This window comes from Caulobacter sp. GW822-FHT07D08, assembly GCF_058798735.1.
Genome location: NZ_JBXAKU010000013.1, coordinates 12,913 through 32,814 on the forward strand (window position 1 = coordinate 12,913; position 19,902 = coordinate 32,814).

Annotated in this window: 15 protein-coding genes; 4 read left to right on the top strand and 11 right to left on the bottom strand. The window is 67.2% G+C overall.

Annotated features, from left to right (window positions below):
• Window positions 1-9: 9 nt before the first annotated feature.
• Window positions 10-1,218, top strand: a complete 1,209-nt coding sequence (locus tag AC1RJ9_RS20660; RefSeq protein ID WP_492839908.1) for a TetR/AcrR family transcriptional regulator — start codon at window positions 10-12, stop codon at window positions 1,216-1,218.
• Window positions 1,219-1,243: 25 nt separating this feature from the next.
• On the opposite strand, the gene AC1RJ9_RS20665 is transcribed toward AC1RJ9_RS20660, so the two are convergent.
• From AC1RJ9_RS20665 to AC1RJ9_RS20705, 9 genes are all read right to left on the bottom strand, one after another.
• The gene (locus AC1RJ9_RS20665) at window positions 1,244-3,286 is read right to left on the bottom strand and encodes a phosphocholine-specific phospholipase C (RefSeq protein WP_492839907.1); all 2,043 of its coding nucleotides are present in this window, start codon (window positions 3,284-3,286) and stop codon (window positions 1,244-1,246) included.
• Between the two features lie 10 nt (window positions 3,287-3,296).
• The gene (locus AC1RJ9_RS20670) at window positions 3,297-6,110 is read right to left on the bottom strand and encodes a TonB-dependent receptor (RefSeq protein WP_492839906.1); all 2,814 of its coding nucleotides are present in this window, start codon (window positions 6,108-6,110) and stop codon (window positions 3,297-3,299) included.
• A 70-nt stretch (window positions 6,111-6,180) separates the two neighbouring features.
• Entirely contained in the window at window positions 6,181-7,233 is a 1,053-nt protein-coding gene (locus AC1RJ9_RS20675) for a FecR family protein (protein ID WP_492839905.1), read from the bottom strand.
• Complete coding sequence (locus AC1RJ9_RS20680) at window positions 7,220-7,753, bottom strand: sigma-70 family RNA polymerase sigma factor (protein ID WP_492839904.1); 534 nt, start codon at window positions 7,751-7,753, stop codon at window positions 7,220-7,222. Before AC1RJ9_RS20680 ends, AC1RJ9_RS20675 begins: the two co-directional genes overlap by 14 nt.
• A 184-nt stretch (window positions 7,754-7,937) precedes the next feature.
• Entirely contained in the window at window positions 7,938-9,509 is a 1,572-nt protein-coding gene (locus AC1RJ9_RS20685; RefSeq protein ID WP_492839903.1) for an alkaline phosphatase D family protein, read from the bottom strand.
• An 8-nt stretch (window positions 9,510-9,517) separates the two neighbouring features.
• A complete protein-coding gene (locus AC1RJ9_RS20690) occupies window positions 9,518-11,125 on the bottom strand; it encodes an alkaline phosphatase D family protein (protein ID WP_492839902.1) in 1,608 nt (535 codons plus the stop codon).
• 91 nt (window positions 11,126-11,216) lie between these two features.
• On the bottom strand, window positions 11,217-13,481 hold the full coding sequence (locus tag AC1RJ9_RS20695; RefSeq protein ID WP_492839901.1) for a TonB-dependent receptor: 2,265 nt from the start codon (window positions 13,479-13,481) through the stop codon (window positions 11,217-11,219).
• 174 nt (window positions 13,482-13,655) lie between these two features.
• Window positions 13,656-14,927 carry a TetR family transcriptional regulator gene (locus AC1RJ9_RS20700; protein WP_492839900.1) on the bottom strand — a complete coding sequence of 424 codons (1,272 nt, stop codon included), beginning with the start codon at window positions 14,925-14,927 and terminating at the stop codon, window positions 13,656-13,658.
• Between the two features lie 163 nt (window positions 14,928-15,090).
• Window positions 15,091-15,477, bottom strand: coding sequence for a PAS domain-containing protein (locus AC1RJ9_RS20705; protein ID WP_492839899.1), 387 nt, complete (start codon window positions 15,475-15,477; stop codon window positions 15,091-15,093).
• Window positions 15,478-15,730: 253 nt separating this feature from the next.
• On the opposite strand from AC1RJ9_RS20705, the gene AC1RJ9_RS20710 reads away from it, so the two are divergent.
• Both AC1RJ9_RS20710 and AC1RJ9_RS20715 read left to right on the top strand, forming a co-directional pair.
• Entirely contained in the window at window positions 15,731-17,239 is a 1,509-nt protein-coding gene (locus AC1RJ9_RS20710) for a methyl-accepting chemotaxis protein (protein WP_492839898.1), read from the top strand.
• 23 nt (window positions 17,240-17,262) lie between these two features.
• Window positions 17,263-17,727, top strand: coding sequence for a chemotaxis protein CheW (locus AC1RJ9_RS20715; RefSeq protein WP_492839897.1), 465 nt, complete (start codon window positions 17,263-17,265; stop codon window positions 17,725-17,727).
• A 42-nt stretch (window positions 17,728-17,769) separates the two neighbouring features.
• Here AC1RJ9_RS20715 and AC1RJ9_RS20720 read toward each other — a convergent pair whose 3' ends face one another.
• Complete coding sequence (locus AC1RJ9_RS20720) at window positions 17,770-17,955, bottom strand: hypothetical protein (protein ID WP_492839896.1); 186 nt, start codon at window positions 17,953-17,955, stop codon at window positions 17,770-17,772.
• A complete protein-coding gene (locus AC1RJ9_RS20725) occupies window positions 17,952-18,176 on the bottom strand; it encodes a hypothetical protein (protein WP_492839895.1) in 225 nt (74 codons plus the stop codon). Before AC1RJ9_RS20725 ends, AC1RJ9_RS20720 begins: the two co-directional genes overlap by 4 nt.
• 669 nt (window positions 18,177-18,845) lie before the next feature.
• On the opposite strand from AC1RJ9_RS20725, the gene AC1RJ9_RS20730 reads away from it, so the two are divergent.
• Window positions 18,846-19,769 carry a beta-1,6-N-acetylglucosaminyltransferase gene (locus AC1RJ9_RS20730; RefSeq protein WP_492839894.1) on the top strand — a complete coding sequence of 308 codons (924 nt, stop codon included), beginning with the start codon at window positions 18,846-18,848 and terminating at the stop codon, window positions 19,767-19,769.
• Window positions 19,770-19,902 lie beyond the last annotated feature (133 nt).

The following is a 19,902-nucleotide window of genomic DNA, read 5'->3' on the forward strand; positions in this document are numbered from 1 at the left end:
CGACAGCGCTTGATCGCCGCCGCGGCGACCCTGATCGCCGAGGGCGGAATCGCCGCCGCCTCGGCGCGCGCGATCGCCGCTCAGGCCGGATCCTCGGCCAGCGCGATCAACTACAATTTCGGCAACATAGAACGATTGTTACTGACTGTCTTCGAGCAAGGCGTCGAAGAGACCCGCGTCTGGCTGGCCAGTCGCACGCGCGAGATCGCCGCCCTGCCCCGCACCGCCGACGGCGCGGTGTGGGCGCTGACACACGTGATCCTGGCATGGACTTCACAGGGCCGCTCACGCGCGCTTGTTTACCAGGAAGCCCTGGCCGCGAATGCGGGCCAGGGCGCCGCGGCCGCCTGGACGCGCCTGTGGCAGGATTTCTGGACGGAGACGGCGGCCCTGTTCGGGCTGGATCCGATCGATGGCCGAATGATGCATGTCCTCTTCGAATCGGAGGCCCTCTATCACCTGTCGACCTGGTCGCCGGCCCTGGAGGCCGCGGCGCTGACCGAGATGGTCGAGCATTTCGCCTCGATCTGGCTCGACACGTCACCTCGCGCCCCCTGGGGCGCGGCGGCCCTGGCCGCGGAGGCGGCCGGCGCCCGTCCGTACAATTCCGTGCCGCCAGCAGCCTTGCGCATCGCGAAGGCCGCCGCCGAGGTCGTGGAGGAAAAAGGCCTGACGGGACTGACTCACCGCGCCGTAGCCACCCGCGCGGGCGTGACGACCGGCTCGGTCACCCACCACTTCCGTTCGATCGAGGACCTCGTCGCCGGCGCGATCCGCGGTCAGGTGCAGTTGATGACCGAACAGGTGCGCGCCCAGAGCAATCCGCCGCCTTCGGTCGACGAGATTCAGACGGTCGAGCAATATTTCGAGGCTCTGCGCCACCATGTGGCGTCCGGAGCGCCGCCCAGCCCGGTCCTGCGTCGCCGACGCCTGTTCCTGGCCGCCGTGCGGCGCGAGGATCTCGCCGCCTCGGGCGCGGTCATCCGTTTCTCACAGGGCGGCACCACGCGCGACACCCTGGAGCGGATCTTCAGCCTGCCCGAGAGCGACCTGGTTCTACATGCCGGCGTGGTGTCACGCTTGCTGTCGGCCATCTGGTTCGCCTGCGCCGGCGACGCTGAGCCGGCGCGGGCGCGGACAGCCGTGTTCGATCGGATCGAGACACGCCTGCGCGCCCGGCTGACGCAGCCAGGAACCGAGGGCGCAGACGGCAGGTAGAGTGGGTTGCGGACCTCGCTGCTCGTCAGCGCGACGAGGCGGGATCGCTGAAACTGGCCCTCCCCGCCTCGACGTGCCCCGCCAAGCGATAGCTCAGCCCGGCGGCGCTGATCTCGAGATCGTACCAGTGGGCGCTTTGCTCAAGGCTCAGGGACCGAATGACCCGTGCGCCGGAACGGATCGACAGGGATTGCGACGCGAGGCCATACCGATCGCGAATTTCCAGGTCCAGCGGGCCCGCGCCCCGATTGCGCAGATGGAGCTTCAGTCCGCCGTTGGCCAACGCTCGCAGACGAACCTCCAGACCGACCTCTTCTCCGCCCTCGAACGCCCGATAGAAGCCCGCGGGGCCCTGCACGATCAGTGCGTGGCGCCCCTGGGTCGTCTTCCACAGATCGGAGAGCGAACGCCGGGCGCCGACCGTGAACCGCCGCGGCGGCGCCTCGGGCGCCAGGCGATCGGACACGTAGAAGCTGGCGCCCGCCTTGCCGTCGTTGACGAAATCCAGCTCGACGCCGCCTTCGACCTGGCGAAGGTCGACGGCCAGCCTGTAGGGCAGCGGCCGCCAATTGCGCGGCCCAGGCTCCACCATCGGATCCGGCGGCGTCGCCGGCGCCACGGGCTTGGGCCGCTTGCCGACCACCGCCTTATAGGCATTGAACGCCGCCTGGTCTGGCAGGGCCAGATCGGCGCTGATCGTGGCCAGCTTGCGTGGCGGCTCGCCGTTCGGCGTCTTGAAGTCGAAGGCGGCCGTCAGGTCACCGCAGACTGTCCGACGCCATTTGCTGATATTGGGCTCGCGCACGCCGAACCGCGCTTCCAGGAAGCGGATGACCGAGGTGTGGTCAAACACCTCCGAGCAGACCCAGCCCCCACGGCTCCAGGGCGAGATCACCAGCATCGGCACCCGCATGCCCAGGCCATAGGGCTGCCCCGTCGCGGGGTGGCGCTCGTCGTGGGTCGGCACGGTGCTGAGACCCTGCTCGCGGTTCAGCGGCGGCGTCGGTGGAACGACGTGGTCGAAGAAGCCGTCGTTCTCGTCATACATGACCAGGAAGACAGTCCTGCTCCAGATCTCCGGGTTGGAGGTCAGGGCGTCCAGGATGCGGGCCAGATATTCCACGCCGTAGGCGGGCGGCCAGTTGGGGTGTTCGCAGAAGATGCGCGGCGGCGTGATCCACGACACCTGCGGCAGGCGATTGTTCTGGACGTCGGCCTTCAGGGCCTCCAGCCGACGCGGCTCGGCCCCGGCGTGATACAACGGGTCGCCGGGCTTGGCGGTGTGAAACCGCTCGAACGCCATCAGGGTGTTCATGCCGCCGTCGCTGTCATCGTCACTGGCCAGGTCCGTTCCCTGCCGATAGACGCGCCACGAGATCCCGGCGTCCTGCAGCCGCTCGGCATAGGTCTTCCAGCCAGGCCCGAACACCACGCCGTCGGGCCTCTGGGTGATATCGATGTTCGCGATCACCGGCCCGCCGCCCTTGCCGTGGTGATCCACGCAGCCGGTCATCAGATAGAGGCGGTTTGGACAGGTCGGCCCCTGCAGCGACGAGAAATAGGCGTCGCAAACCGTGAACGCGTCGGCCAGGGCGAAGTGATAGGGAATATCCTCCCGCGCCAGGTAGCCCATGGTGAGCCCGCCCTTGGCCGCGATCCAGTTGTCGTAGCGCCCCTCGTTCCAGGCCGCGTGGCCGGTGGCCCAGTCGTGATGCAGGCTCTTCATCACAGGGAAGTTGGTGCCGTTGGTGTCGAACCTGAACGGCGCCGCCGCGCCGCCCTTTCCGTCCGGCTGCCGCCAGACCGCGCCGCCGCCGGGCAAGGTCCAGGGAAAGCGGTCGGCGAAGCCGCGAACCCCGGACAGGGTTCCGAAGTAGTGATCGAAGGAGCGGTTCTCCTGCATGAAGATCACGACGTGCTCGACGTCCATGATCGTGCCGGTGCGGTGGGCGGCCGGGATCTCCATCGCCCGAGCGATCGCGCCGGGCCAGAGCTCGGCGGTCGCGGTCAGCCCCATCGCCGCGCGCAGAAACGCGCGGCGTGTGGCTTCGTCTTGGTTCGCGCTCATCCGGCCGGCCTCAGTAGCGGTATTTGAAGCCGGCGAAATAGCTCCGCCCGCCGCCAACGCTGTTGTAGATGGCGTCCGTCGCGCCGGTGGTGATCGTCGTATAGCTGTCGGTGATGTTGCGCGCCTCGAACGTCACCTGCAGCCCCTTGGCCAGGCGCCAGTTGATCTGGGCGTCGAGCTGGTCGGAGGGCTTGATCCACTGGTCGCCGGTCGGCGTGGTTCCGAAGGTGGTGGTGAACGCGCGCCCCCGGACCCGATAGTCGACATGCAGATCGACCGGTCCCAGGTCGTAGCTGACCCCGACATTGCCCAGATACTTCGGCTGGTTGCGCAGGGAGTCGATGGTGCGCACCGTTCCGTCGGTCAGGATCACCGTCCAGCGGCTGTCCAGGTAGGTATAGTTGGCGCTCAACCCCAGACGGTTGAACGGCGCGGGCAGAAAGTCGAGCCGCCGCTTGGCGAACGAGGCCTCCACGCCCGTGACCCGGGCGCTGCCACTGTTGAGGGGCGTGGTCTGAGTGAGGATCACCGCACCCGTGCTGTCCAGCGTCAGGGTCTTCTGGCTGAAGGTCTCGTGGCTCAGGTCCTTGTGGAACACGGCCAGCGAAACGAAGCCGCCGGCGAGATAATATTCCAGGCTGGCGTCGTAGTTCGTGGACAGGCGCGGACCAAGCTTCGGGTTGGAGCCGCTGATGACGGGATTGCCATTGGCGTCCACACCAACGGAACGCCCCGGCGCGATGTCCGCGAAATCGGGCCGCCCGATGGTCTTTGTGAAGGCGGCCTTCAGCTTGAGACGCGCGGTCAGGTCGTAGCTGCCCTGAATGTTGGGCATCCAGTTGCCGTAGTGGTTGATCCGGCGCGACGGGGTCGAGACACCGCCGACGGTGTCGCCGGTGTCGTCCTGATCATGGGTGTTCTCGTAACGCAGGCCGGCGATCAGGCGATAGCGCGCGCCCGACAGATAGGCTTCGGCGTGGCCGGCGAACACGTCCTCGACCAGGGCGTAGTCCGAGGCCGGCGCCCGGTCGGTGGTCTTGATCCCGTTTGCGTAGACATAGGTCCAGAACTTGTCCCAGTTCATCCTGATCGCGGCGTTGTCGGCCATGGTCGCGCCCGGCGCGGCCACGTCCGACAGCTTCAGCACCGTACCCTTGGGTAGCAGATAGTTGGCCTGGCCCTGGTCATAGGTGCGGTCCAGCCGGGTCCAGCTGGCGCCGGCCGCGAAGCCCAGTCCCCGCGCCTCGGGGAAGGTATTCTGACTGTAGTCGGCCTTCACCGCGCTGACCTTGTCGCGCAGGTCCTGATCGCGGACGTAGGAGGCCGTGGTGTTGCGGTTGATCCAGTTGGCCGGGTCGTTGTAGGTCGCCGGACTGTCGTACCGGGTCGTCGGCAAGTCACCGTTCAGGTCATAGTGACCCGACAGATTGTTCAGCTGAAACGTCTCCGGGTAACGGGTGACGATGGTGTTGTTGAAGTCGGTATAGTTGGCGCGCACCGCCAACACCCCCGCGCGACCGACCTGATAGTCGACGCCGCCGCCCAGCATCTTGGCTTTGCGCTTGATGTCGTAATCGTACTGCTTGGTCTGGCCGATCGCCTTGTTGAAGTCGGCGGCGCCGTTGCTGAAGTTCGTGGTGCGGCCGGCGGTGTTGTAGATGTAGGTCCCTTCCCGATCCAGGTACTGGCGCCGGGAGTCGTCGATGATCGTGCCGGACAGGAAGGCGTACAGCCCGTCGTTCTTGCGCATCTCGACCTTGGCGTAGCCGACCGCGTTCTTGACGTCCTTGTCGTAGAGACTGCTGCTGTAGAGATTGCTGGCGTTGACCTGGTCCTCGCCATTGACCTGCGCATAGGTGTCGACGCCGCCGTATTTGTCGGAATTTCGCATCCGCTGGGCGTTGAAACCCACGACCACGCCATATTGACGGTCAGCGCCGAAGGTCGTCTTCGCGGCCCCGTAGAGGCGCATCGACGGCCCGGAATTGACGACGCTGTCCTGGTCGAAGCGGCCGATGCGGCCGCCCAGCGACAGGTAGGGCCGGCTGCCCCCGTCGAAGGCGCGCAGGGTGCGCAGCGAGATGTGTCCGCCGACCGAATTGCCGTCCTGGTCGGGCGTCACCGTCTTGTAGACGCTGGTCTCCTTGATGATCGACGATGGGAAGACCCCGATCTGCGCGCCGCGATTGTTCTGGCTGCTGAACCAGATCGGGTTCCCGTCGATGTCCATGCTGTTGTAGCGGGAATCGAACGCCCGGACCGACACATACCCACCGTCGCTGGTGCCGTAGTACTTGTCGGCGCTGACGCCGACCACGCGGTCCAGCGCTTCGGGCAGGGTCGTATCCGGCGTGTTCTCGATGTCCGAGACCGTCACCGAATCCGAGATCCCCGGGGTCAGCCGCTTGATCTGCTCGTGTGGCGTATCGATGGTGCGGCGGCCGATCACGACGACCGCGCCGATGTCGGCCACGTCCTGCGCCGCCGCCGCGCTCCCCTGGGCGGCGACCCGGATGATAAAGCCCCCCGTCGCCGTGCCCTCGAACGTAAGGCCCGACCCCGCCAGCAGGCGCCGCAGGGCCTCTTCGTTCAGATACCGCCCCTTGAGCGAGGGCGCGGTCTTGCCGCGCACCAGACCGGGGTCGAAGACGATGTCCTTGCCGCTCTGCAGCGCGAACACGCGCAGCGCCGAGCCCAGCGCCTGCGGGGTGATCTCGAACGCACGGGCCTGGGTTTGGGCGCAGGCGGTCTGAGCCGATAGGGCCAAGACAATCGCCAAGGCCGAGCCGCCCATGAACTGGGCGGGCAAGAATTTCTGCTGCATGGTCATCCCCGTCGACCGGTCCTCGCCGGCAGTTCAGAAGACGCAGCCCGCTCTCCTTACCCCTGAAATCTTATCGTGAACTTTTGACGACATCTGGCGCCTGGATACGAGCATCCGCGGCCTGCGATCCCAGGACGATTTGCTTGTCGTCGTTCTTGACGATCCTTATCGGGAAGGCGCCGACGACCTCGCTCACGACGTCATAAGGTCGCCCGGTATGGAACACGCCGCTGATCCGGATATCGCCAAGCCGAGGATCGGCCAGCACGATCTGGGGGCCGCCGTAGCGATTCAGGTCCGCGACCGCCTCGTCCAGTCTGACATTGTCCAGCACGACACGTCCGTACCGCCACGCGCTGGACTGAACCACATTGGCCTCCCGCGCGATGGAGGGTTTGGCGCCGTCGAGATCCAGGGACTGACCGGCCGACAGGTAGAGCGCCGGCTTGACGGCTGGAACGGTTGAGGACCTCGCCAGGAGGCGCTTGCTTTCCGACGGATCGACGCCGTGAAAGATCGCCAGACGCCCTTCCTCCAGCACCACCTCGGCGCGGTCGTCCAGTCGCCGCACCTCGAACGCGGTTCCGACGGCCCGGACCTCGTCATCGCCAACGAACACCCGGAACGGCCGCGCGCTGTCCTTGGCGACCCGGAAATAGGCCTGGCCATGCTCCATGAGCACGCGGCGCTCGCTCCGCGTGAAGCGCGTGCTGACCTTGGAATCGGTATTCATCAGCAAGGTCGACCCATCGCTCAGCGAGATGGTCCGCAGTTCGCCGGGCACGGTCGCGTAGTGCTGCGTGGACTGAAGCCCTCCCGCCAGGAAGAGGACCAGCGCCGCGGCCGCGGCCAACCCTCCCGCGCCAACGCCCCATTGCGCCAGCCGCCGACCAAATCCCGACCACAAGGGCGAGAACTGCAGCACGGCGCGCGCCTTGGGATCGTCGCCCCACGCCGCCACGGAATCCCAGATCGTCACGTGAACCGAGAAGGCCTCCACATGGGCGGCGTCCGCCTCCAGCCAGGCGTTGAAGGCCTCCCGATCCGCCTGGGTCCGTTGATCGGAATGCAGGCGCACGACCCAGGCCGCGGCCTCTCCTTCAATGCGTTCAGCGTCGGTCATGATCAGGAAGCCGTTGTCGAAGATGACTGAGAGCCTTGCCCATCTCGCGTTCGATGACCTTCACATTGACCGCGTAGCGGGCGGCCAGCTGGGTGTAGGTCAGGCCGTCCAGCCGGTTCAGCAGGAAGATGTTGCGGGTCCGCTCGGGCAGTTCCCCCAGGGCCTTGGCCGCCTGTTCGAGCGCTTCGCGCCCTTCCAGAATCCGCGAGGGCGAGCCTTCGGGGCTGATCAGCTGGAAGTCCGCGATCGGGTCGTGCTGCCCTTCCCGCCTGACGCTGGCCCGGCGCGCGCGATCGATCAGGACGTGGCGGGCGACCTTGAACAGATAGGCTTCGGAGTTCTCAACCTCGGACTCCGCCACCCGCGCGAGGCGCACGAAGACGTCCTGGACGCAATCCTCGGCCGCCTCGGGCGACAGCGCCCGGCGGGCGAAGAACCGCAGCAGCGGCTTGCGATAGAGCTGCGCCAAACCGGCCAGCGAAGCCGCGACGGGGGCGTCCAGGCGATCGGTCTGTCTCAACGCCGCCTCCCCATCACGTCACATTTCCCTCGAGGATCACGCCGCCGATGACGCCCCCAAGGTATGAAGACGCAGCGTGACGCATATCCCCCGAGCCAACGGCGAAATTCTTCCCGGACCGTCCCGCTCAGGCTCGCCCCGGCCGCGCCGCCGTGCGTTTCCAGGGGCGGGTCGACGGCGGGCTTCAGGCCCTGACCGTTCCGGCGCGACCATCCTCGACGACCCAGGTGTTCAGCGTGGCGACCGTGGCGCGGGGGTCGCGGACATCCGAGATCGCCCTGTAACGGGTCGTCATCCGGTCTCGCCCCACGTCGATCGACATGTAACCGCGCACCCGGCTGTCGAAGAACTTGATCTGCGGATTGTTGGGCATGGCCGCCATCAGGCCTTCATACGGCGGCCCCGACGAGGTGATCGAGGTGCCGACGAACTCGGTGGCGATGGTGGCCGAGGCCGGATCGTCCGCGTTCAGCTTGACGTCATTGGTCCAGAACGAGTGGTAGTCGCCGCTCAGCACCACGGGGTTGCGCGGCTTCAATGTCGTGATCGCCTGGGCCAGACGGTCGCGCGCGCCGGGGAAGCCGTCCCAGGTGTCGGTCCAGAACTTGGTGTCGGGCCCGCCGTCGCCAAAGCGCAGGCCAGCCATCACCAGGTCCTGCCCCAGCACCGTCCAGCGCGCCTGGGTGTTGGCCAGGCCGTCATACAGCCAGCGCTCTTGATCGAAGCCCAGGAACGTGCGCGCCGGGTCGCGACGATCGGGACAGGCCGCGTCGGTGACGATCTGGCCCTTGCCGCCGTTGGGACCGTCTGAGCAGGGCTGGCGCGAGCGGTACTGGCGGCCGTCCAGCATGAAGAACTCGGCCAGTTTGCCGTAGCGGACTCGGCGGTGGATCGGCATCTGCAGCCGCGCGTCCAGCCGGGTGCGGCGGATCGGCATGGCCTCGTAGAACGCCTGGTAGCCCGCCGCGCGGCGGCGCAGGAAGGCTTGCGGCGAGACGCCGGACGTCTTGGACCAGATCCCCGAATAGTCGTCCTGGATCTCGTGGTCGTCCCAGGTCGCCAGGCAGGGCGCGACCTGGTGCAGGCGCTGCAGGTCGGCGTCTGTGCGGTGCAGGGCGTAGCGGTTGCGATAGCCCGCCAGGGTGGTAGCCTCTTCCAGGCCGTAGGGCCGGACGACCTGGTCCTTGCGGTCCGGCCCCATCGAATATTCGTAGATGTAGTCGCCCAGGAACAGGGTCAGGTCCGGGGCCTCGTCGGCCATGTGGCCATAGGCGCTGAAATAGCCGCGCTCCCAGTGGGAGCACGACGCCACGGCCAGGCGCAGGCGGTCGATATCCGCGTTCGCGGCCGGCGCGGTGCGGGTGCGGCCGATCGGGCTCTGCTGGCCCAGCGCGGTGAAGCGGTACCAGTATGGCCGGTCGGGGCGCAGGCCGGAGACCTCGACGTGGACGCTGTGAGCAGCGGCGGGTTCGGCCATCGCATCGCCGGCCATGACCACGCGGCGGAAGGCCTCGTCGGCGGCCACTTCCCAGCGCACGGGGACGGCAGCGCCCATGCCGCCCAGGCCGTCGGGAGCCAGCGGATCGGTCGCCAGGCGAGTCCACAGCACTATGCCGTCAGGGGCCGGATCGCCGCTGGCCACGCCCAGCGGGAAGACATAGGCGCCGCCGGCCCGAGCCTGACCGAAGCGCAGCACGGCCGGGGCGACGACCAGGCCGGACAGCAGCGCGCGGCGGTTCAGGGTAAGCGAAGACATGACGACTCCTAGAGCAGGGTCCACGCGCCGACGCCCTTGGCCTCGGCGGCCGCGCGCACGCGGCGCTGCACCGGGGTGGGCGAGCCGGCGACGCGCGGATCGGTGACGCTGACGAAGCTGGCCTCGACCGCCTCGCGCGTGACGTGGACGGCGACGAAGCCAATCGCCAGGTGATCGCACCAGACAACGTCGCGGTTGCGCTCGGCCACCCGCTGGCCGAACGGGGCGTCCTTCATGGCCAGGACCACGCCCAGCGACGGCCCGGTGAGCGTGCTGGTCGACAGCTCCACGGCCACCCGCCCCTGCTCATCGTGCAGTTCGTTGACGAAGGCCATGTGGCTGTCGCCCGACAGCACGACGGTGCGCGCCCCGCTGGCGCGGATGGCGTCATAGACCCGCTGCCGCTCGGCCGCGTAGCCCGACCAGGCGTCGAGGTTCAGCAGCGGCAGATCCAGCTTGGTCAGCTCGAAGAAGCCCTTCAGGGCGCCCGAGGCCGGGGCCCAGCGGCTCATGTCCGGATAGGCGTAGTCGGCCATCACCGTGGCGCTGCCCAAGAGCACCCAGGGGCGGCCGGCGGCGACCGAGCCGCGCATCTCGCCGGCGATCCAGTCCACCTGCTGCTGGCCTAGCATCCGGCGCTCGGGATCGGCGATCTTGCGGCGGAAGCCGTCGAGGTCGGGACGCCCGTCCGGCAGCCGGTCCAGATCCTTCGGCAGGGCCAGTTGCGCCGCGCGCGCCCTCAGCCGGGTCTCGGGCACGATCAGGGTGGCCAGGTCGCCGAACACCACCGCCCGCTGGATGGCGTAGGGATCGGCCGGGTCCGGATCGCGGATCGGCATCCACTCGTAATAGGCGCGGACGGCGGCGACCTTGCGGGCCTCCCAGTCGCCGTCCTTGGCCGGGTCATGGTGCTGGGCGCCGTGCATCCAGTCGTCGTTGGCGATCTCGTGGTCGTCCCAGGTGCAGATCCACGGCGCGCGCTGGTGGGCGGCCTGGAGGTCGGCGTCGGTCCGGGCCTGGGCGAAGCGGCGGCGATAGTCCTCGAGCGTGACGGTGTCGCGCGGCGGATCGGCCGGCCGCAGGGTGGGCAGGCCCGGATAGTTCGAGGCGCCGTATTCGTAGATGTAGTCGCCGACGAACAGCACCGCATCCAGCTTCGGCCGCTCGGCGATGGCGCGGTAGGCCTGGAAATAGCCCATGGTGTACATGGCGCAGCAGGCGACCACGAGGTCGAGCTGATCCAGCCGTCCGACCGGCAGGGTGCGGGTGTGGCCGACCGGCGAGCGCTGGCCGCCGGCCTCGAACTGGTACCAGTAGTCGGTGGCGGGATTCAGCCCTTGCGCCATCACCTTAACCGTGAAGTCCCGCTCGGCCAGGGCGATGAAGCGCCCTTCTCCCACGACCTTGCGCATGGCCGGGTCCGTGGCGATCCGCCAGCGGCCGTCGACTTCGCCCAGGCCCGTGACCCGCGTCCACAGCAGCATCCGGTCCGCGCCCGGCTCGCCGCTGGCCACGCCGTGGCGAAAGGCGGCCTCGGCCGCTTCGGCGCCGGAGGCCAAGGCCGCCGCGCTCAGGGCCAGACCCGCCCCCACGACCCGTCTGCGATCAACCGTCATGACAAGCTCCTATCCACAACGAGGAAACCTCGCCGCGGCGCGAAACGCGCGCCGCGGCGAGGCCGATGGCCGAAGGGGAAACGGCCGTCGATCAATAGCGCCAGGTCACCCGAACGCCATAGGTGCGCGGCTCATGCGGCGAGGCCGTCGCCGCCGAGATGAAGGCGTTGCGGGTCTCTTCGAAATAGTCGTCGGTGGCGTTGTTGACCCAGACGCCGACCGCGTACTTGCCGTTGGCCGGGCGGGCCGTCAGGCTGGCGTTGAACAGCCAGTAGTCGCCGATCACCGAGTTGGACGACGTGCTGAACATGTCGCTGCGGTAGTTGTAGTTGGTCTCGGCCTCGACCTGCCAGGCGCCGACGTCCATCACGTAGCTGATCGCGCCCTTGTAATCGGTGCGCGGGAACGGCAGGCGCTCGCCCGAACGGTCGCTGTAGATGATCTTGTTGTACTGGCCCGTCACCGGGTCCTTGGCCGCCTCGGTGGCGGTGGCGTTGACGAAGAAGAACTCGTCATACTGACCGTACTTGTAGCCCAGCGACTGGCTGATCGTCAGGCGCGCCGTCGGCTTCCAGGTGATCTCCAGCTCACCGCCCTGGATGTGCGACTTGGGGATGTTGATGATCCGGCCGACGCGGCCGGTCTGGGTGTAGAGCACGCCCTGCAGCTGCTGATCGCGATAGTCGTAGTAGAAGGCGGCCAGGTTGACGCGCAGGCGGCGGTCGAAGAACTCCGAGCGCAGGCCCGCCTCGTAGGCGATCAGCTTCTCCGGATCGAACGGGTCCAGCTGCGTGGGCAGGCCGCTGTTATAGGTGGTGAAGCCGCCCGACTTCACGCCGCGCGCCACGCTGGCGTAGCCCAGCACGTCCTTGGTGAAATGGTACTCGCCGCCGACCTTGCCGGACCATTCGCCCATGTGGCGGTCCTTGTCGGTGTTGGCCAGCCGCGAGTAGGTCGGGGCCAGGATCTCGGTCTTGAAGCCCTTCAGCTCGCGGGTCTCGTCCTCGTAACGCAGGCCGCCCGACAGGGTGAGGCGGCTGGTCAGGTCGTAGTCGAGGTTGAAGAAGGCGCCCGTGGTCTCGACGTCCTGCTTGTAGGTGGTCGAGAACCAGTTCTTCAGCGTCGAGGCTTCCGAGAAGTCCGAATAGAAGCCGCCGTCGACGGACTCCGTGGAGTGGTAGAGGCCGGCCAGCCAGCGGAACGTCTGGTCGCCACGCGAGGCCAGGCGCACTTCCTGCGACAGGGTGTCGATGTCGTTGAAGAAGAAGGTGCCGGCTTCGTTCGAGGCCGTGGCGTCCCAATCGTTGAACTCACGGCGCTTGAAGGTCTCGTAGCCGACCACCGCCGTCAGGGCGGCCCAGCCGAAGTCGTGACGCAGGCGGACATTGGCGCCGACGCCCTCGTTGTCGCGGAACGGCTTGGCGTTGGTCGAGGCGCCGATCAGGTTGGCGAAATAGGGCGTGATGCCCCAGCCGGTGATCCGCGGGTCGCTGTCGATCGGGTAGAGCTTACCGATTGGGGCGTAGTTGTGCGACTGGAAGGCGCGGGTGACCAGACGCAGGCCCAGGCCGTCGGACTTGTCGCGGTTGTAGCGCAGCGAGCCGTCGATCTCGGTGACGTCGCTCGGCTTCCAGTCCAGCTTCAGGCGGGCGGCCCAGCGGTCCTTGTCGCCGAGCTTCTCATGGGTGTCGCGGTGATACTGCCAGGCGCCGCCCTGGTCGGTGGTCATGGCCAGGCGGGCCAACAGGGTCTCGGTCAGCGGACCCGAGACGAAGCCGTCGACGTGGGCGGCGTCGAAGCGGCCGTAAGACGCGGTCAGGCCCGCGTCGAACGTCTGGGTGGGGGCGTTGGTGATGACGCTAACCGCGCCGCCCGTTGTGTTGCGACCGTAGAGGATGCCCTGCGGACCGCGCAGCACCTCGATGCGGGCCACATCGAACAGCGCGCCCTGGGTCATCGAGCCGTAGGGATAGGCGATCTCGTCGACATAGACGCCGACGGTGCCGGTGTTGTTGGCGGCGTAGTCGGTCAGGCCGACGCCACGGATGCGGAACTGCGGCTGGCCGCCGCCCAGCTGGCTGGTGACCTCCAGGTTCGGGACGCTGTTTTCCAGGTCGTTGACAGTCTGGATGTTGCGGCGGTCCAGTTCGGCGCCGCTGACCACCGTCAGGGCGGCGGCGACCTTCTGCTCGGATTCGGCGCGGCGTCGCGCCGTCACCGTGACCTCGTCCAGACGGTTGGAGACAGCCTCGTCCGCCGCCGGAGCGACCGCCTCGGCCGCCATGGCCGGCCCCGCGAAGATCGCGGCGCTTCCCATCAGCAGAGCCACGAATTTCACTTTCGACAGTACACGCATCACGCCCCCTCTTCCCGACGACAAACGGCCGGAAAAATCAGTTGTTCGACATCGAAGGGGATATAGGAGCGGCCCGTGTCGCTTTGATGAAGCCCGAACAAAGGAACTCTTTCACGCGCCTCTGGGTGAAACACAACCAATGAGAGAATTGAATAATATCGTTCGTTCGACGCGCTACGCGGTCACGGGCACCAGGGCCAGCGCCGCCGCGCCAAGCCGCGCCTCCGCCCCTTGAGCCTCGGTCTCGGGGAAGGCCGCGCTCAACAGGGCCGAGCCCTTGATCCAGATCGCGAAGCGCATGGCGCCGAGGCGGGTCATGTCGAAAGCGGGCGGCCAGACGGCCTCGCGCCGCGCATAGGTGCCGCCGCCTTCGGGGCCACGCAGCAGCATGGCCATGTTCTCGAAGGCGGCGTCGCGCCGGGCGATCAGGCAGATCTGCGCGATCAGGCGGGCGTACTTGACGTAGAAGCCGGCGCGCCCCGGGTCCTCGGATGATCCCGGCCGCAAGGTCGGCGCCAGCAGCGCCGCCAGGCCCTCCAGGTCGGCCGGCCGCTCGCGGTCGCGCGGGCTGCGGGTGTCCAGATAGTCGGGGATTTCGCGAAACACGCTGTGCCAGATCGCTTCGGTCAGGAACGAGCGCATGTCAGCGAAATGGTAGAGGATGGTCGAGGTCGAAACCCCGGCCGTCTGGGTCACGGCGCGGTTGGTGACCGCCCCGATGCCGCGTTCCAGGATCTGGTCGGCGGCGATGTCCAGCAGACGCATCTTCACCGACCCCGGCGCGTGACGCTTGCTGGGCGGCTCGGGCAGAACCAGGGCGTCGGTGAACCATCGCGCCACCTTGGCCTCGCCGCCGGACGGCTCACCGAACGCCATGGCCAACAACCCCTCCAGGCTCTCGCGCAGCAGCAGTTCGTAGTCGAGCCGCCGCGCCAGGGCCGCGGCGTAAAGCTCTTCCATCAGCAGATAGGGCAGATAGACCGCGCCCAGGCGCGCGAGCCGGGCGTCACGGGCCAGCAGCCCCTCCAGCTTGCTTCGCCGCATCGTCAGCCAGCGCGCCAGCGGTTCGCGCGCCACCTGGGCGGCCTCGGGATCAATCAGAACCTCTTCCCATATCCGGGCGAAGCGCGCCGAGGGCTCGGCCCGCGCCAGGACGTAGCGCGCGGTGATGTCGACCATCCGCCGCTGATCCAGGACCAGCCCGTCGACCTGGGACAGGAAGGCGTCATGGAACGCCAGATCCTCCTCCATCGCCGCCTCGACCATGGCGCCCAGCACCCCGGCCTTGGTCTGGAAGAGATTGAAGATGACGGTCGTGCTCTTACCGATCGCCGCGGCGAGGTCGCGCACCGACAGCGCCGCCAGCCCCTGCCCCGCCACGATGTCCATGGCCGCCGCCACCGTCCGCGCACGGGCGTCGTCGCGGTCAGGAGCGGTGAAGGCCATCGGGTCCGATCGTGCTGGCATCGCGCTATGTAAGCCAGATTCCGGCGCGCGCCGCGCGTTTCTGCTCGCCCGCCCGACAACATTCCGCCCGTTGCTCGGCGGCGTCAGTCGGATCTCATGGCGCAATCGGCCGATCCGCCCCAGAGCACCGTCTTAAGGCCTCTTAGGCCTCTCCCATCACGGAACGTCGCCCCGGTCGTCGCCTCACTTCACGCTCCAGCGCCACGGCGTTGACCAGCACGCCGCCCCTGTCGTGGATCGGAAAGACCTCGACCTCACACCGATAGGCCTCGCCCGACTTGCGATAGTTGATCAAGGCGACCTTCATCCGCTTTCCTTCGCGCAGCGCGCGCGCCAGCGTGCGGCGCGTCGCGAGACTGGTCTTCTCGCCTTGAAGCAACCGGGGCGTTTGCCCCACCAGTTCCGAACTCGAATAACCCGTCATGCGCTCGAAGGCGCCATTGACGTACAGGATGGTCGGCCCTGGATGCGAAAGCTCGCCATCCGTGACAACCACCGCCGTCTCCGAGGCGGCTGTCAGGGCGGCCACTAGATCCTCTAAGCCCATACTCACACAACCCACACACTGAACTCACCCACCGCGACTGCGGCTTAGATGAGATCGGCCAGATTGCAATTCATTTACCGTTAACCGTGGCCAATCGTCGCGCTTTCAGGTGGTTGCTCAGTTTGGGGAGGCTCTACCTGCGTCATATCTGCCCTTTGAATAGGAAATTAGCACCTCGTTAGTATTTTACAGCAACGTTCATGCAACAATGTTCTTAGAGCGAAATCGAACCGCCATGCTGTTTTCGAATACGGCCAAGACCAAGCAAGCCGCCATCGCCGCCGAGCTGCGCGAACTAAAGGCTCAGGTCGCCGCCATGGACCGGTCTCAGGCGGTGATCGAGTTTAAGCTCGACGGAACGATCCTTCGGGCCAACGCCAACTTCCTGAACGCCCTGGGCTACCGGGCGGAGGAAGTCGTCGGAAAACACCACAGCATTTTCGTCCCGCCAGCCGAAGCGGCGAGCGCCGAGTATCGCGCCTTCTGGAATGAGCTCAACAGCGGACAGTTCGTCGCGCGCAAGTTCCTGCGAATCGGCAAGGGGGGCGCCGAATGCTGGATCCAAGCTTCGTACAACCCCGTGCTCGACGAGAACGGCAAGCCCTATAAGGTCATCAAGTTCGCCACCGACGTCACGGCCATCGAGAATGAGCGAATGCGTTCCGAGGGCGAGCGGCAACGCGCGGCGGAAGAGCAGGAGGAGGTTGTCGCCAATCTCGCCGAAAGCCTCAAACGCATGGCGCAAGGTGACCTGACGGCTCGGATCAGCGCCCAATTCCTGGGTCGCTATGCGCAAATCAAGGACGACTTCAACGCCGCGATCGACAGCCTGCGCGAAGCCATGAGTGGGATTACGGCGACGACGGGCGGCTTGCGCGCCGGCGCCGATGAAATCTCCAGCGCTTCGGACGATCTGTCGCGCCGCACGGAGCAGCAGGCCGCCAGTCTGGAGCAGACGGCTGCGGCCCTGGACGAGATCACGGCCACCGTCAAGCGAAGCGCCGAAGGGGCCAAGCAGGCTTCATCCGCCGCTTCGGGCGCGCGGACCGACGCCGCCCGCTCGGGTGAGGTCATGCGCGACGCGGTCTCCGCCATGGGCGAGATCGAGCAGAGTTCAGGTCAGATCACCCAGATCATTGGCGTGATCGACGAAATCGCTTTCCAGACCAACCTCCTGGCCTTGAACGCCGGCGTCGAAGCCGCTCGGGCGGGTGAAGCCGGGCGCGGCTTTGCCGTGGTCGCCCAGGAGGTCCGGGCTTTGGCCCAGCGGTCGGCTGAAGCGGCCAAGGAGATCAAGACCTTGATCGCCAGCAGCACCGCTCAGGTCGAGCGGGGCGTTAAGCTCGTCGGCGACACCGGCCAAGCGCTGACCGGGATCGTGACCAAGATCGCCGAGATCGATGTCCTGATCTCTGAAATCGCCACGTCGTCGCAGGAACAAGCCACCGGCCTGAATGAGGTCAATACCGCTGTCAATCAGATGGATCAGGTCACCCAGCAGAACGCCGCCATGGTCGAGGAAGCCACCGCCGCGGCCGCCAATCTGAAGACCGAAGCCGCCGAGCTGGCCTCGCTGGTCGCGCGCTTCCAGACTGGCGCGCCCACCACGCGCGTCGAACGCGCTCAGCCTGGCCGTCATGCGCCAACGGCCAATCCCGTGGCGCGAGCCCAGGCCAGGATAGCCGCTTTCGCGCGGCCCGGTGGCGGCTCTCAGGCGGCGGCGCAGTCCTGGGAAGAGTTCTGACCCGCGTCGAGGGAGACGGCCAGATGGTGAGCGAGAGCAGCCTGCCCAGCGCGGGCAAACTGGAGCTGATTTCCTTCGAGATCGGCGGCCAAGAGTTCTGCATCGACATTCGCAGCGTGAGAGAGATTCGGGGTTGGACCGCGGCGACGCAGATGCCGCACACCCCGAGCTACATGCTGGGGGTCATCAACCTTCGGGGCGCGGTGATGCCGGTCATCGATCTGCGCTGTCGCTTGGGTTTGGGCATGACCGAAGTCTCGTCGCGCCACGTCATCGTCGTGATCCAGCACGGCGCGCAGTTGGCCGGCGTACTCGTCGACGGCGTTCAGGAAACCTTCCAAGTGGACGCCAGCGTGCTGCAGGAGCCCCCGCAGATCGAAACCACGACATCGGACCTTTTCGTCGACGCCATCATCCCGATTGGGGATCGCCTGCTCAGCCGGCTGGTCGTGAGCGCGCTTCTCCCAGCCCAGCGTCTCGTCGCGTAGGAAGCACTCGCTTCAGCCTCCCATCATCAAGAACGGCCAGCGTTACGATTGTCCGCTCGCGAGCGGGTTCGGCGCCTGGCCCGGGTGGCCACCGCTCGACCGCTCCAGTTCCTGCCGCATGCGCAGCACCTGGCCGCCGAGGCTGGTGATGTCGTTCTGCAACTGGGCGTTCCGGCGCTTGAGATAATCGTTCTCGCGACGCATCGCCTGGGCGTCTTCGTCGGTCATGGACGCGCCTCCCCGATCGTGGACCGCGGGGTCATGCGAATGACCGCCCGCAGCAGGGCCGCGCGATCGGGATGGAGGCCCGGCGCCAGCAGCTCCTTCTGCGCCCCCTCCCGGATCTCGCCCTTGTGCCGACCGCCAAGGAAGAAGGCCTCGGCCCGCACATCCCGCATCGAAACCTGGCGCACGCCGAAGATCGCCAGCACGGCGCCCCACGGGTTCATTGAAATACCGCGCGCGTGAGCTCGCGGACCGGACTGTTCGAGGGGGAGGACATGACGTCCCTTCAGGCCGACGAGCCCGCATGGCGCGGGGTAATCCGTGGCCCGGACAAGATAGCGCGATCCAAGGCCAATAGCTCCCCACGACGCAATCTTTTCCCCGCCCCGCGGCCGCGCGTGCTAGGGTCTTGCCGAGGCGCGCAGTAACGCCATCCGGCCCTGCCCCTCCCAGCGGACGGTCCCAAGGTCCCGAAGCCGGGGCGCCCAGACGCTCTCTTCCAGACATCAAATCACGGTCGACCGCTTCAGGTCGGGCTTGGCCCGGCCTCCGCGCGCACGCTCGCCCCCCCCCTCCCCCACGGCCCTTGAAAGGAAAACTCTCTTGTCCAAAGGCAATCGTGAAGTCCGCAAACCCAAGACCGCCAAACCCAAGGTGATCGCCGCCGCCCCCCCGACGCTCTCGCAGACCCTGGCGCCGCGCAAGAAGTAGCGGCCAGCCCCCAGACGACCGAGCGCCGCGGACCGGCGCGCTCGACGAAAAGGCCACGCCGTGAACACCTCCCCCGGAACTCGCCCCTCGGGCCCCAAGGGCTTGGAAGATCTCCGCTCGACCAGCGGCCAGCCCTCGCGGCCCCATCCAATCGCCCCCCACGCCCCGCGAGGCGCCAGGTCTTGATCCAAGCCCCCCGCCGCGCGCCGCCGACAATCGCCTACCTGATCCTGGTCCATCGCTATCCCGAACAGTTCAAGCGGTTGTTCAAGGCGATCCACGATCCGGCCAACCACTACCTCGTCCATGTCGATAAGAACGCCGGCCCTGAGCTGGAGAACGACCTGCGCGCGTTCCTCGCCGCCTATCCCAACGCCGCCGTCCTGGAGAGCAAGCGCGCCCTGTGGGGCGGCTACAGCCTGGTCGACGCCGAGCTGCGCGGCATGGCCCGGCTGCTCGAGATGGACGCCCGGTGGGACTACTTCATCAACCTCAGCGGCCAGGACTTTCCGCTCGCGACGCAGGGCCGCATCCGGGACTTTCTCGACGCCAACCGGGGCCGTGAGTTCATCCGGGTCCTCGACCAGGCCAGGAGTCGCCCCGAAACCATGGGCCGCGTTCTCGGGCACGTGGTCGAACAGGGCGGCCGCATCATCGACAGCCTGGTCACGCGGCTCTTCTTGAACGACGCCACGCCCTATATCGGCAATCAGTGGAAGATCGTCAGCCGGGCGTTCTGCGACTTCGTCTGCCATGACCCGTCGGTCGATCGTTACAAGGCCTTCTATCGCAACACCTTCATCGCCGATGAGGGCTTCTTCCAGACCGTGATGATGAACACCGCCATGCACGGCGAGATCGTCAACGACGACCTGCGGATGATCGACTGGGTCCCCGACGGAGACATCAAGCTTCGCCCCCGCACGTTCACCAAGGCCGACGCGGACAGGCTGACGTCGAGCTCGGACCTCTTCGCGCGCAAGTTCGACGCCGAGGTTGATGGGGAGATCCTCGACATCCTGGAAGCCCATTTGCGGACCCAGCTCGTCGCCAGTGAGCGCGCGCTGGCGGCCGTCCCCGATCCGCTCGCGATGTTGGTGGCCTAGACACCGCGAACCGGTGTCTCCTTCAGTCGATCAAGGAGTCGCGGCTGGATCGTCCTTCTGAAGGCCATCCAGCCGGCGCCCGGCTATGCGCGGACCACGACTCCGGGTCTCCATCGCCCTAGATCCCGCTCCC

Coding starts and splice junctions, on each gene's coding strand:
- AC1RJ9_RS20725 (WP_492839895.1), bottom strand. CDS start 18,176: ATGAACCCGTGGGGCGCCGTGCTGGCGATCTTCGGCGTGCGCCAGGTT.
- AC1RJ9_RS20700 (WP_492839900.1), bottom strand. CDS start 14,927: ATGGCCTTCACCGCTCCTGACCGCGACGACGCCCGTGCGCGGACGGTG.
- AC1RJ9_RS20710 (WP_492839898.1), top strand. CDS start 15,731: ATGCTGTTTTCGAATACGGCCAAGACCAAGCAAGCCGCCATCGCCGCC.
- AC1RJ9_RS20715 (WP_492839897.1), top strand. CDS start 17,263: ATGGTGAGCGAGAGCAGCCTGCCCAGCGCGGGCAAACTGGAGCTGATT.
- AC1RJ9_RS20670 (WP_492839906.1), bottom strand. CDS start 6,110: ATGCAGCAGAAATTCTTGCCCGCCCAGTTCATGGGCGGCTCGGCCTTG.
- AC1RJ9_RS20695 (WP_492839901.1), bottom strand. CDS start 13,481: ATGCGTGTACTGTCGAAAGTGAAATTCGTGGCTCTGCTGATGGGAAGC.
- AC1RJ9_RS20665 (WP_492839907.1), bottom strand. CDS start 3,286: ATGAGCGCGAACCAAGACGAAGCCACACGCCGCGCGTTTCTGCGCGCG.
- AC1RJ9_RS20685 (WP_492839903.1), bottom strand. CDS start 9,509: ATGTCTTCGCTTACCCTGAACCGCCGCGCGCTGCTGTCCGGCCTGGTC.
- AC1RJ9_RS20720 (WP_492839896.1), bottom strand. CDS start 17,955: ATGACCGACGAAGACGCCCAGGCGATGCGTCGCGAGAACGATTATCTC.
- AC1RJ9_RS20675 (WP_492839905.1), bottom strand. CDS start 7,233: ATGACCGACGCTGAACGCATTGAAGGAGAGGCCGCGGCCTGGGTCGTG.
- AC1RJ9_RS20690 (WP_492839902.1), bottom strand. CDS start 11,125: ATGACGGTTGATCGCAGACGGGTCGTGGGGGCGGGTCTGGCCCTGAGC.